We start from the raw sequence: 12,588 nt of genomic DNA on the forward strand, positions 1-12,588 counted from the left end.
TTGTTGTATACTATTAATATTTCCTTTCTATTGTTACAAGTTAGTATGCCTTACTTGGAGAAGAAATTTATTAGTTACAGGAAGATGCCGATATACAATGAAAGAATAAGAAAAACAGTCATTGATAAACCAGCTATAATACCTTTTCGTTTATGTGCAGACCCTGCTTTTTTTATGACATTTTGAAAATATAAAAAACAACCTACGGCGATTAATAATGACTCGACTAGAATGCTTCCAGGAATGGTTTCCCATAATCCTAATCCCAGAAGCGGCATATTACCGATATTACCAGGTAAAATCGGCATATCAGGTCGATGAACTATTAGATCAAGAATCCAATGGCTGAATACTACAGCTCCTATAATAATTCCCGATTTTTTCCCCCAAAACCTTTTAGCGAGTAGCGCCGCTAATATGGAAAGAATAAGTGCACCTACTAAAGAATGCGAGTACAAAGCATTAATAACAACATTTCCATATCCACCTTTACCTATTGGTTTTATGGACTCTAAACCAGCCAAATTAAATATAACAAACACAATATCAAGCAATTGTGCGCCAACTATGAGTGACCATAGTGGCGTCTCAGGCGTTTTACTTTTTACTGCAGCCGAAATTCCAAAATGTCCTGCAAACATTTTTACTGACCCCCTAAAGAATATTCAACACTAGTAAACTATTTATGAGCCAGCTTCGTTTCATATGAGAATCTTAAATGAGAAATAATTGCTAGTTGACTTAGCCCCATAAGAAAAACCGGGCAAAAAACCGCCCGGTCCTTTTAAAAATAGTAAGCTGAAATACCTCGATTTCCGCTACGGCGGACGCTTTTCGCGGGCATGGCTTCAGTCTCCTCGTCACTACGTTCCTGCGGGGCCTTCAGCTCATGCTATTCCCGCAGAAGTCGCCGCCTGCGCTCCAATCGACTAGTACTCCGCTTCCGATTAATCATTTTATATAGATAAATGTTTATGGATAAACTAGCAATAGCAATTATCCATTTAATTTGCTATTGATTGAAGCGGAAGGCGGCGACTCCTGCCGGATCAAGTGAGCAAAATGAGACTTCACATCGTACGCGTAGCGACGGTGAAGGCTCATCGCTCACCCGGCGGAAAGCGTCCGCCCTGCAGCGAAAATCAACCTGTTAATGGCCAAAAATTTATATACTTTCATATCTCTTAAGAAAATCTCAAGCGTCCTTAAAGTCCATCTTGTCTTCACCGTTTCCAGAGTGCTTCGGACGAAACATGGGTAAAGACATGATGTAGAAGTTTCAAATTACTTCCCGCCGAGTTTTCTCTCGACAGTTCGAACATAGTCTTCTAATTGATCTGCGGGATTAAACACAGTATTTCCATGACAAACTTCTAAATGTTTTGGTTTCAATAATCCAACGATATCACTGCTTTTTAATGCTTCCTCCATATTAGGTGTAAACATGGGTGGTTGGAGTTTACCATTTTTCGACTTAAACAGATCCCCCGCTAAGAGCACTTGATCTTTCTCATGGTAGTACACAACATGACCAGGGGAATGGCCTGGTGTAAAAAAAGGTTTCAGTCCGCCTACTGATTTCAAGTTTCCGGACTCCTCTTCTAAAAGAGGTTGAGTTAGTTGTTTAGGCAAGTTATTTTCTAATTTCTTTCGTTTTGGATAGAGAGTTTTCCCTTCCAAATAAGGAATCTCTATGCGGTGTGCGTAAACAGGCACTTCATTTTCAGTCAATATTGCTTTCACCGATCCAACATGATCAGAATGTCCATGCGTGAGAAGAATTTGTTTTAGAGGACCAGCGTTTAGTTGTTTCATGAATTTCATGATCCCTTTTGCCATCATTGGCATTCCAGCATCAACTAAAATGATCCCGTCTTCTTCCACAACAACCCATACATGAATTGGGATAATCATCCACGTTTTTAAGCTCCATATATGTTCAGAAATCTGTTTTGCTTTCATCTTCATTTCCCCTTATTTAATTTTTCTTTAAAGCCTAATAAAAGTATTTCAAACGAGAGATCAAATGTAGGGGTCAATCTCTCCATTAAAACGTCAAGTGGTTCATGCTGATACGAATAAGTACTTAATATCCCATTCAAATTGAAATAATAAATACGGGAATAAGCCAATAATTGTTCATTGTTTAGAATAGAGAGGCATTCCTGCATGATTAACTTCATTAGTTCAAAAATTTCAATCCGAAGTTTATTGATCTCTAGTTCTTGCTCTACGTCATCCACTCTTGAAGATTTAGCATTGAAAAAAATTTCGTACATATTACGATGCTTTAAACAAAAGTGAATATATTCAAGACTAATTTTTTTTAGTTTGTCTTCTGCTGCTAATGTATTCCTATTTGAAATTTGATGTAATTGGTCGTGAAGTTCTTTCAAAGAGGGCATAGAAAGCTGGTGGAGCAAGGCTTCCTTATCTTTGAAATACAGATAAATCGTTGTATGTGAACATCCCGCATCCTTAGCAATTTCTCGTATCGTGACTGAGTCATATCCCTTTATAGCGAATAACTTCCCTGCAGATTGCAATATTTGTTTTTTCGTTTCTTCTGAACGTTGCTCTTGTTTATTTGTCATAATTGAATGCACCCATTTCTTAAGAATTACTAACCACCGGTTATATTATAACCAGTGGTTAGTGTTTTGTCAAAAAAATATCCCTAAAAAGGATATTTTATATGTTTAAGTTTTAACTATGGGTATTCAAGTTCCGATTCATCTATAAACATGACATAATCAACCTCCAAATCGCCATACCTGCTGGAACCTCCATTTGAAGAACCTCCTAGAGAGGTTATGCTATCCAATTTATCATATGCATTCCAACCAAAATAAATATCCCGTCGATAATTAAGAAAATTAGAAAATATATTAGATTGATTAACCGAAATATTATTTAATGAATGTATTACGGAAATCCATTCATGTGGAATTTGCATACTGCCAGAAGTATTTCCTGAAAAAGGAATTTCTTTCTCCATCTGTACCCCAGGTTCATAATAATGACTATCCCCTATGATATGGTATCCTCTCTTCTTAATTAGGTACAACTTCATATAGCTCACTTGATCTAGAGAAGGAAAATTCCATAGTAAATGATAGGTGGAAGGATCTTGACTATTTATCTTCCATATTCGCATGTCACCATTTGTAGAAATAAATACAGCTTGCCATTTATGATGTTGCCATTCCCAAAAACTAAGACCGTATTTGTTATCTACCGAAACAAAGGGGACATATACATGCCGCTCGTCAAAGTAGACATTATCTTGAATGACACTCGCATCAGTACCTGGGCTAAAACGATTCATTTCCTTCACCAACTGTTCATTTGTTAAAAAAGGCTCTGGCTTCGAAAAATAAAACCAATAAACGGTGAATGTAGTCAATGAAATCAAGACAATTCCTATTAAACTTAGAAACTTTTTCTTCGTCATTTACTTTCCCTCCTCTAATAGTGATTGATCGGAGTGAAAATAAAATTGCTTTTTTGGCGTTACGATTAAAAGCCCTTTTCCATCGCCTTCTACATAGACGATAGCTCTGAGACCGCTCCCCCATTTAGGTAACGTATTGATAAGCATATATGGAAATCGTTCTTTTCTTTTATTCGGCTCGGTATCCATATAAGTTTCATAATACCAATCGTCACTATAGAACGCTTCTTGCTTTAAACTATGAATGCGCTTTAGTAAGTTTTCTTTCACTAGTTGGCGTTCCTTTGCAGATGGATGAATATTAATAATTGAGGCATTTTCTACATTTGAAATATAGGTTTCTGGTTTATTTTCAGGGAATATTAAAAGATTTAATGGTATAGCAACTAAAGTAGATGACAATAAAATAAAATTAGCAAAAAAGCCCAACCAAGCAAAAGGTCGATACTTCTCCCATCTCTCTTTTTTTCTTTTTAAAAAACCATATAAAATCCATACACCAAGTGGTAGAACTGCAACCTGTATCATTTTATTAAAAACATTCCAATTAACTGAAAAAGAAAAGAGACCTACCAAGATGACAATAATTACTTTCCATAACTTAGGCTTTTCCGAATGCTTTTTATAAAAACGAAAAGCAATAATTCCAACGACAAACCACGCTAAAATAATGGTGATTATTTCAACAATATCGCCATTCCACAAGAAAGTCAGTCCCCCTGTTCATTCATGGTATATCCCTTCTTTCGACATAGCCTTTGATATTACCTTCGTTGGTTCTACTTTTAGGTAAAAGAAGGCATTACCAAAAAGACCACCACTTGATAACACCACATTTTAGTCTATTAAATTATGAAAATAAAATTATAATTCTATTAACCTAAAATATCTCTCCTATTATATGAGATGAATCCTGCTATTGTTAAAACAATTGCTATGATTAACAATACTGTAACCGGCATATAGTCCATTTCATGCACTGGTAATTTTGGAATATGACCATACGGTGAAAGATTGCTCATCCAGTTAGGAAACTGAAGTAACCCTCCTAGATATACAACTATGAATGAATAAACTAAATACAACCACGTAAAACTTGTGAATTGTGGAAGAAATCCTACCAATAATATAGCCAAACCGATCATCGTCCAAATTGCAGGCAAGTAAATCATCCCTGCTTTAAACAGTGTAGTAAAGGAAATAGCATCGTCCATCACTGCTGCACTTGCAGACCATAACCCAACTACCGCCAAATACAGCATCACAAAGCTACTACCAATCGAAATCACAAAATAACTTCCCATTATCTTTGAGCGAGATATCGCACGACTAAGTAAATGCTCCGTATGATTCTTCTTTTCCTCACTTTTCAATTTAAAGATTATCATGAGTGTAGGAATTGTACAGAGCATCGCCATTACCGTCATTAGCATCGGGATGAATTGTTCTATTAATGAAAATCCTTCGACCGGTCTTATTAAAGCTTGCATCATTTCCACGTCTTTGAAAAATGATTCTAAATCACCTAAAACAGATCCATACGAAGCTCCTAAAATGAGCATTCCAATAGCCCAAGCAACTAATCCTGTACGTTGAATTCTTAATGCAAGGCCAAATGGGCTTCTCAAAAAGAGAGTTGCATGAATTTTTCCTGGTCTAGATGGTAGAAATCCTGCTTCTAAGTCTCTGTTAGAATTCAGGTACAGTGCAAAAACTAGTAAAACTAATGCTAAACCTATTAGTAATATTACTGGTGACCAGTAATTGTAAACATAGACTTCCGATTTTAATCCAATTCCTAATGGTGAAAACCAAGAAAGTGTTTCATTACTAACATCTCCTATTGCTCGAATTAAATACGACATTATAAGTACGGCAAAACTTAACCCTATTGTCCCGCGAAAATTCTCCGATAGTTGGGCAAATATAGCAGTAATCCCTGTAAAGATTATTCCCGTTGCCCCTAAAGTGGCTCCGTATAACATGGACCCTTCTAAATCCATACTTTCAATTCCTAGTGCGAACAATCCAAATCCCATTATGAGTGCTAACAAAATATTCGTTCCGCTAACAACTAAGACAGTGGCACTTAAATTCGACAATCGTCCAATAGGTAGAGAGCGGATTAATTCTAACTGTCCATCCTCTTCCTCTGCACGGGTATGTCTTGCTACTAATAAAATACTCATGATAGCAACGGCTATAGCAGTGAAAAGCAACATCTGATGAGCCATCATCGCACCGTTTGTATAGTTATCTAGCCCATTACTATGACCGACCATCGCTTTCATTGCAGGGTTCAACATTGTTTGTGCGATTGCCTGTCTATCCTCAGGAGTTTGGTATAAGTCCTTGAAGGCAGTGGCCGTGCTGAGTGTTATTAATAATAAAACAATAATCCAAATAGGAATCCGCAAACGATTTTGTCGTAATATGAAGCTTGCAAGTATTCCTGTATACTTAAACAGCTGCTTTGACATCAGACTACGCCTCCCACTCCCTCATAATGGCGCATAAATAAGTCTTCTAAAGTAGGGGGTGCACTTTCTAATCTTACAACTCCAAACTGACTAATGTGTCTAATCACTGTATCTAATTGTTCTGAATCTACTTGGAATGAAAGTGCTTGATTGTTTTCTTCTATTGAATAAACACCTTTTAATTCACTTAAACCGATAATTGGTAGCTTTGCTTCGACGAGTAAATTGGTTCGGGTTAAATGTCTTAATTCACTTAATGTACCTGTTTCAATCATTTTACCTTGCCGAATGATCCCTACTTGATCACATAATTTTTCTACTTCGGATAGAATATGACTGGATAGGAGAATACTTTTCCCTTCTTTTTTGGCATCCATTACACATTCTTGGAATACCCTTTCCATTAGTGGATCGAGACCTGATGTTGGCTCATCTAAAATATATAAGTCCGCATCCGATGTGAATGCTGCTATTAATGCAACCTTTTGTCGATTTCCTTTAGAGTAAGTTCTGCATTTTTTGGAAGGGTCTAATTTAAACTTTTCTATCATTTCTTCTCGTCGATTTTTATTTACTGCTCCTCGTAACTTCATGAACAAATCAATTACTTCTCCGCCCGTTAAGTTCGGCCATAAGTTTACATCACCTGGTACATATGCAATCTGTTTATGAATATCCACGGCATCGTTCCAAGCATCTTTGCCAAAAATAGTTGCTCCACCCTTTGTTGCTTTAATCATACCGAGCAACAAACGAATCGTTGTAGATTTACCCGCCCCATTCGGACCAATGAAGCCATATATTTCTCCTTCGTTCACATCTAAACTCACATCATCTAACGCAGTAAATTCCCCAAACCTTTTCGTTAAGTTATTCGTTTGAATGACTGACATGATTTTGACCCTCCCATTATTTATAAAATATGGTTCGCATTACTTTTATATAATCCAAAAACTCTTCCGCATAAGAATCATAGTTTACTGCACTTAAATCTTGCTCTCTCAATTGCCTCTTAATCTCATTTTCATAGCCTTCAATCGACCAACGGATTAAATTAAACGATTTTTGAACGTCTATGCTCTCTTTAAAAAATGTATAATCTATATTGCCATAAATCTTAGCGTATCCCTTTTGGTACAAGACCGCTATACGAGATTTTAAATCCGCATCGATTTGATCATTCAAAACAATAGTGCTTATAAAGTTAATTGCTTCCGGATTTTTCGAAAGAAAATCCATTTTGACCACTACGATTTGCTTCATTCGTTCCAGTAAATCAGGTTCTTTATCATCTATTGCTTCAAAATACTCTTTTTCCACCATTTCAAGACAATATTCTATCAAATACAAATAGAGGTCCAGTTTAGTTTTGAAGTAATAGAAAAGCATTCCTTTTCCAATTCCAGCTTCCTTCACAATTTGATTGGTTGAAGCTTGCTCATAACCTTTTTCCTTAAATTCACTTAAAGCTGCGTCAATAATTCTTTTTTGTTTGTTTTTATCCAAGTTTTCAAATCGCTTTGTAATACCCATTTCCCCCTTACCGTTTTAAGTTTATTCCAGTAACAACAAATATAGACCACTTCGGTCGATTATAGAATAACACTAATCGACAGAAATGGTCTGTTTTTTACTTTTTGATGACATAAGAAAAGCGCAAGTGCCTTTTAATTGCATCTTGTCTTCTATATTTCTAGAGTGCTTTGGGACAAAACATTGGCTACACTTTTTTTGGTAATCTTGAGATGGATGTTTGTCCGTCGCCCTCTTGGAATTTTGGGGCCGACATGATGCGTTTGGTTTGGCTAATTAGAGAAAAAATACTCCCCTACTCTTTTAACAGCTTCCGAAGATATCATTTCGGAAGCTCTTCACTTCTTTATCTTTAGATACTATCTATTTTTTCTCTAGTTCCGCTTGCCATATGGATTAGCAAAAGAAAGTGCCAGTACATTATTTCGACAAAGCATATTTCCTTTCTTATTCAACAACAATTACAGGATGACATAATTACGTTTACTTAAACTATTTCTATCCTCCTCTTAGCGATAGCTGGGCTAAATCTTCTTATTAGGTACTACTTACTTAATTGATTGGAGTGAAAGGTGGCGACTCCAGCGGGATGAGTGAGAAGATGAGCCCTCACAACGAACGCGAAAGCGGCGGTGATGGCTCATCGCTCACCCCGCGGAACGCGTCCACCTGAAACGGAAATCCGCGGTATTATCTTATTCTTTAAAGTACGATGAACACTGGTTTCGCATGGCAATAATATACCTTCTTTTAATAAAAACTAGGCTAAGAAACCCTATGAAAAATGGTTTCTTAGCCTAGTTCTCTTCTTGTATTATTTATCTTTTGGCACGATATTGTTTGGTTCATCTGCGTTAATCTTGATCAATTCAGATGAAAGTGTATCACCAGTAACTACTTTTTCTAACATAAACTTATTAAATTCTGTTTGGAAGAATGTCGGTGATTTTTCCCATTCCACTTTTGGTAAAGTCACAATAAAGGTTCCGTCTTTTTTAGGAATAGAAACAGAATACTTTACTCCTTCAGGTACATTAACACCGATTAAAGTTCCTTTATAAACAGCACCTGGAGCAGTTTTTGTCACTAAAGTAGGAGGAGCATCATTAATGATTGTTCCTTCTGCCGGTAGGGTAACATCTACATTTACACTTAAATCTTCTGGAAACAAGAATGCTTTATATTCCGGCAATGTATATTTTATGTCATTGTAATGCACATAAAAATAATGGTTTTCATCATCTTCTGGAACGTAATCTAAGTAGTACACTCCATTTGCATCACTTGGGTTGGACATAGAGAAACCTTCTACTCCATCTCTTCTTAAGTTAATAGTTGCACCTTTTACAGGATTACCATTAGCATCTTTAATAGTACCACTAACACGATATTTTGCTGGTCCAAATGATGGATATTGTTGACCTTCCGCCATCTCTGCATGTGCATGTACTTCTACGTTTTCTGGATTTTCTTCAGAAGCAACTACTTTATCAATTGTTATTGGGAAATTTACACTTAACTCTTCTTTTAATGCTAATAAATTCTTCGCAGTTTTTTCTCCAATTGACTTACCATCTATAGTAGCTTTATCGACTGATACAACTTTAATACTTTTTAGATCCAACTTACTTCTATCTACATTAAACGTGAATTCTCCGTTTTTATCTGTATCTATTGTTCGTTTGTTGGAGACTTGAACAACTGCACCTACTATCGGTGTCTCTCCAACTAACAGCTTCCCATTTACTTCCTTGTAATGCGAGTGATCTGTATTCCATGAAAGTACCGTCAATTGATTATCACTTAGTTGTAATGTTGCTTCGCCAGCTTCCTTACTACATGCAGAAATTACTAATACTAGTAGCATCGAGAAGAATATCATGAAAACTTTTTTCATATTAATACTCCTTATCGTAAAAAAAGAGCAGAAGGAATCCCCCACTGCTCTTTTTCTTTTTCTTTTTCTTTTTCTTTTTTTCAACTCTTATTTGGAGTGAGGATTTGCGTTTGCACCTTTGCCAGCTTCACCTTGAGTTTTATCTCCACCTAGAGCGAATACGAAGATTTGTGGCTTAGATCCCGCTGAAGTAATCATAATGTATGATTTACCGTCGACTTCGAAAATAGAAGGTGCTGCTGAAATAGATTCACCTGTAGTTTGGAAAGCCCAAACATTTTCACCTGTCGCAGTATCAATAGCATTAATTTTACCACTTAATTCACCGTAGAAAGTTAGACCAGTTGTTGTACTAGTTAATCCACCACGCATTGGTTGTTCAGTTTCAACTTGGTAAGCAATTTTTCCGGTATTTAAGTCAATAGCAGAAATTCTACCAAATCCTTTTATGTTAGCATCTGGAACATATGATGTACCCATTGCTTTTGCACCGAAGAATTCAGACAAATCATTTGTTACTGCTTCTTCTTCATTTTTAGCTGATTTCATAATGCTTGGCTCTTCAATAGAAGGAATAAGCACTAAGTTTAACTTAGGATCAAATGTATCTGGAGCATAGTTTTGTCCACCTAAAACACCAGGGTATACAAGAACTCCTTCTTCTGTTGGTTCTGGATGATCGATTTTACCGAAAGCTACGTTTTTGTAAACAGGTTCACCAGTAGCTGCATCATAAGCAAACCATTCTGAGCCTTTTGTTCCTACAGCAACAAGTTTGCGTTCTTTTCCATCTATTTTTGCATTAAAGATAGACGGGCTATCCGCAGTGTCGTAATCCCAAAGGTCATGAGATTGTTGTTGTTGCGCCCATACCATTTTACCTGTATCCGCTTTAATAGCGATTACTGAGTTTGTATGTGGATTTTCACCAGGACGTTTTGCTCCGTAGAAGTCAGGCGCTGGATTACCAGCAGAAATGTACATTAAACCAGTATCTGGATCAACACTTGGTGGCATCCAAACTGCTCCGCCTCCGCCAAAAAGACCATCAGATAACCAGTCTTCTCCTTTTGGAGGTACTGTCCAGAAAGGTTCATCCCAAGCTGGTGTTAAATCACTAGATTTAAAAGCCATTTCGAATCCACGTACACCGTTATCTCCACCTGAGCTACCGACTAAGATTTTTCCGTCAAAATAAACAGGTGCAGTAGTTTCATAGTATCCATTATCAGTTGTTATTTCTGGGAAGAAATCACTCACATGAACGAAGTCAACCGTTTTCCCAGTTTTTTGGTCAATAGAAACTAAACCAACATCCGCAGTAATCATAAATACTTTACCATCTGCAACAGCAACACCACGGTTAGATGATGGCATACCTGTGCGTTTAATTGTTTCTAGTACTTCTGCTGGAGGAGTCCATTCCCAAATTACATCACCTGTTAAAGCATCAAAAGCAAATACATAGTTGGAACTAGTAGATACATATGCTATTCCGTCTACAATGATTGGAAAGTTTTGGTTACCATTTGGAATATCTTTGTTCAATTCTTTAAACTGTTTACTCCAAACAACACCTAAATCCTTTACATTATCCTTTGTGATTCCTTCGAAAGGTACATGTCTTGTAAGTTGAAGATCATATCCAAAGTTCGAGAAGTTCTTATAGCTAACATCTTCTGATTTTTTATCGTTGTTCTTTTCTTTATCTGTTTTTGACGCATTGTCATCAGAACATGCAGCAAGCATAAGGGAAGCAGCTAATAACGCTGAACCGTATTTTAATATTTTGTTCAATTCAAATAACCTCCTATTGTTTTTTTATTACTCCAATAAGCAATATTACCACTTAAGAACAAAATTTTAAAGTTAAAAGTTTACTTACATTAATTCTTTACATTGAATATTATAACACGAAACCTTTTAGTTGAATTTTTTAAAATATATATCTATAGTTAAATAGTATTTTATAACAAATGGAGGTATAACATAATGAAAAACAAACTATTTAGTCTAGTAATCTTATCCCTACTAGTATTTGCTCTAGCTGCTTGTGGATCAGATAAATCTAGCGAAGATAAAACAACTGAAGGTACTACAACTGACAACACAACTACTTCTGAAGAAGCTACTGTAAAACCTACTGGTAACGTAGTAGAAGCTACTGTAAATGCAAAAAACTTTGAATTTGATGTCAAAGAAATTAAAGCTCATGTTGGCGACACTGTAAAACTTACACTTGTAAATGACGCTGGTGCCCATGGTATTGGTATTGATGAATATAATGTAGATATCAAAGGTGGAGAAACAACTGAATTCGTAGTAGATAAAGCTGGAGAATTTGATTATTACTGCTCTCTTCTTTGTGGTGTAGGACATGATAAAATGGCTGGTAAATTAATCGTAGAATAATTAGTTCTATTGAACTCCAACTCTCAGACTGCAGGCAAACTCGAAAAAATTGAGTTTGCCTGCAGTCTTTTTTATAAAATTAAAAGTAGGAAAATCATTGAAACAGCTTCCTCTCCATATTTACAACGATTTTCTAAAAAGAATACACGCTAGTTTTTCAATGCCATCCTACGCTTCATGCGAGGTCCGCCGGTCATTTTTTCCATTCCCAAAACCTGTTGTCTTTTTTTGTAATTCCGCATTAAAGAATCTTTTAGTTTATAATTAAAACTAAAGAATTTACGAAGACGGAGGTTTTCACATGAGCAAACTTTTTCAAGTTGATTATCCAACCCCTATTGGAGTGTTAGAGATTGTCGGTACGGAAGAAGCAATAAGTTCCATTATGTTTGCCGATCAAGAAGTAGTTACTCATCAGTTGACTAAGGATACTCCTGATGTACTTCAGAATTGCTATCATGAAATGGATGACTATTTTAGTGGTTTACGTCAGGAATTTTCATTCCCCTATATTAATGTAGGTACCGAATTTCAGAAAACTGTTTGGAATGCATTGACAACGATTCCTTATGCGGAAACTGGATCCTATAAGGACATTGCCGTCGCTATTGGAAATGAAAAAGCAATTCGCGCTGTAGGAAGTGCAAATGGTAAAAATAAGCTAAGTATTGTAATTCCTTGTCACCGTATTATTGGTTCAAATGGTAAATTAACTGGTTATGCAGGTGGCCTATGGAGGAAAGAATGGTTGCTTAGTCATGAACAGAGATTTAAGAAGTAAATCTGACTGTTCACTAATAAAAGCGTTTAAG

General features: G+C 36.3%; 12 protein-coding genes. 2 read left to right on the top strand and 10 right to left on the bottom strand.

From position 1 onward, the window contains the following. Positions 1 to 74: 74 nt before the first annotated feature. From ACTSKG_RS11105 to ACTSKG_RS11150, 10 genes are all read right to left on the bottom strand, one after another. Positions 75 to 641, bottom strand: a complete 567-nt coding sequence (locus ACTSKG_RS11105; RefSeq protein ID WP_464754686.1) for a permease — start codon at positions 639 to 641, stop codon at positions 75 to 77. A 643-nt stretch (positions 642 to 1,284) separates the two neighbouring features. Next, positions 1,285 to 1,962 (bottom strand): MBL fold metallo-hydrolase, encoded by a 678-nt coding sequence (locus tag ACTSKG_RS11110; protein WP_464754687.1) that lies wholly within the window; start codon positions 1,960 to 1,962, stop codon positions 1,285 to 1,287. A gap of 2 nt (positions 1,963 to 1,964) precedes the next feature. Beyond that, entirely contained in the window at positions 1,965 to 2,594 is a 630-nt protein-coding gene (locus tag ACTSKG_RS11115) for a TetR/AcrR family transcriptional regulator (RefSeq protein WP_464754688.1), read from the bottom strand. 116 nt (positions 2,595 to 2,710) lie between these two features. Then, positions 2,711 to 3,454 (bottom strand): hypothetical protein, encoded by a 744-nt coding sequence (locus ACTSKG_RS11120; protein WP_464754689.1) that lies wholly within the window; start codon positions 3,452 to 3,454, stop codon positions 2,711 to 2,713. Then, entirely contained in the window at positions 3,455 to 4,159 is a 705-nt protein-coding gene (locus tag ACTSKG_RS11125) for a hypothetical protein (protein ID WP_464754690.1), read from the bottom strand. It abuts the gene before it with no gap. A 170-nt stretch (positions 4,160 to 4,329) separates the two neighbouring features. Further along, on the bottom strand, positions 4,330 to 5,934 hold the full coding sequence (locus ACTSKG_RS11130) for an ABC transporter permease (RefSeq protein ID WP_464754691.1): 1,605 nt from the start codon (positions 5,932 to 5,934) through the stop codon (positions 4,330 to 4,332). After that, on the bottom strand, positions 5,934 to 6,827 hold the full coding sequence (locus ACTSKG_RS11135) for an ABC transporter ATP-binding protein (protein WP_464754692.1): 894 nt from the start codon (positions 6,825 to 6,827) through the stop codon (positions 5,934 to 5,936). Before ACTSKG_RS11135 ends, ACTSKG_RS11130 begins: the two co-directional genes overlap by 1 nt. 16 nt (positions 6,828 to 6,843) lie before the next feature. After that, entirely contained in the window at positions 6,844 to 7,467 is a 624-nt protein-coding gene (locus ACTSKG_RS11140) for a TetR/AcrR family transcriptional regulator (RefSeq protein WP_464754693.1), read from the bottom strand. 814 nt (positions 7,468 to 8,281) lie between these two features. Next, positions 8,282 to 9,364, bottom strand: a complete 1,083-nt coding sequence (locus tag ACTSKG_RS11145) for a carboxypeptidase-like regulatory domain-containing protein (protein ID WP_464754694.1) — start codon at positions 9,362 to 9,364, stop codon at positions 8,282 to 8,284. 87 nt (positions 9,365 to 9,451) lie between these two features. Then, on the bottom strand, positions 9,452 to 11,161 hold the full coding sequence (locus ACTSKG_RS11150; RefSeq protein ID WP_464754695.1) for an outer membrane protein assembly factor BamB family protein: 1,710 nt from the start codon (positions 11,159 to 11,161) through the stop codon (positions 9,452 to 9,454). A gap of 195 nt (positions 11,162 to 11,356) precedes the next feature. Between ACTSKG_RS11150 and ACTSKG_RS11155 the strand changes: the two genes are divergently transcribed. Further along, positions 11,357 to 11,776 carry a cupredoxin domain-containing protein gene (locus tag ACTSKG_RS11155; protein ID WP_464754696.1) on the top strand — a complete coding sequence of 140 codons (420 nt, stop codon included), beginning with the start codon at positions 11,357 to 11,359 and terminating at the stop codon, positions 11,774 to 11,776. Between the two features lie 301 nt (positions 11,777 to 12,077). Continuing rightward, positions 12,078 to 12,557 carry a methylated-DNA--[protein]-cysteine S-methyltransferase gene (locus ACTSKG_RS11160; protein WP_464754697.1) on the top strand — a complete coding sequence of 160 codons (480 nt, stop codon included), beginning with the start codon at positions 12,078 to 12,080 and terminating at the stop codon, positions 12,555 to 12,557. The last annotated feature ends 31 nt before the right edge of the window (positions 12,558 to 12,588 follow it).

The sequence above is a fragment of the Psychrobacillus syltrankelensis genome (assembly GCF_055454035.1).

Bases quoted from the DNA above. Each gene is read 5' to 3' on its own strand.
- ACTSKG_RS11145 (WP_464754694.1), bottom strand. From the start codon at position 9,364: ATGAAAAAAGTTTTCATGATATTCTTCTCGATGCTACTAGTATTAGTA.
- ACTSKG_RS11135 (WP_464754692.1), bottom strand. From the start codon at position 6,827: ATGTCAGTCATTCAAACGAATAACTTAACGAAAAGGTTTGGGGAATTT.
- ACTSKG_RS11160 (WP_464754697.1), top strand. From the start codon at position 12,078: ATGAGCAAACTTTTTCAAGTTGATTATCCAACCCCTATTGGAGTGTTA.
- ACTSKG_RS11110 (WP_464754687.1), bottom strand. From the start codon at position 1,962: ATGAAAGCAAAACAGATTTCTGAACATATATGGAGCTTAAAAACGTGG.
- ACTSKG_RS11115 (WP_464754688.1), bottom strand. From the start codon at position 2,594: ATGACAAATAAACAAGAGCAACGTTCAGAAGAAACGAAAAAACAAATA.
- ACTSKG_RS11120 (WP_464754689.1), bottom strand. From the start codon at position 3,454: ATGACGAAGAAAAAGTTTCTAAGTTTAATAGGAATTGTCTTGATTTCA.
- ACTSKG_RS11140 (WP_464754693.1), bottom strand. From the start codon at position 7,467: ATGGGTATTACAAAGCGATTTGAAAACTTGGATAAAAACAAACAAAAA.
- ACTSKG_RS11130 (WP_464754691.1), bottom strand. From the start codon at position 5,934: ATGTCAAAGCAGCTGTTTAAGTATACAGGAATACTTGCAAGCTTCATA.
- ACTSKG_RS11155 (WP_464754696.1), top strand. From the start codon at position 11,357: ATGAAAAACAAACTATTTAGTCTAGTAATCTTATCCCTACTAGTATTT.
- ACTSKG_RS11105 (WP_464754686.1), bottom strand. From the start codon at position 641: ATGTTTGCAGGACATTTTGGAATTTCGGCTGCAGTAAAAAGTAAAACG.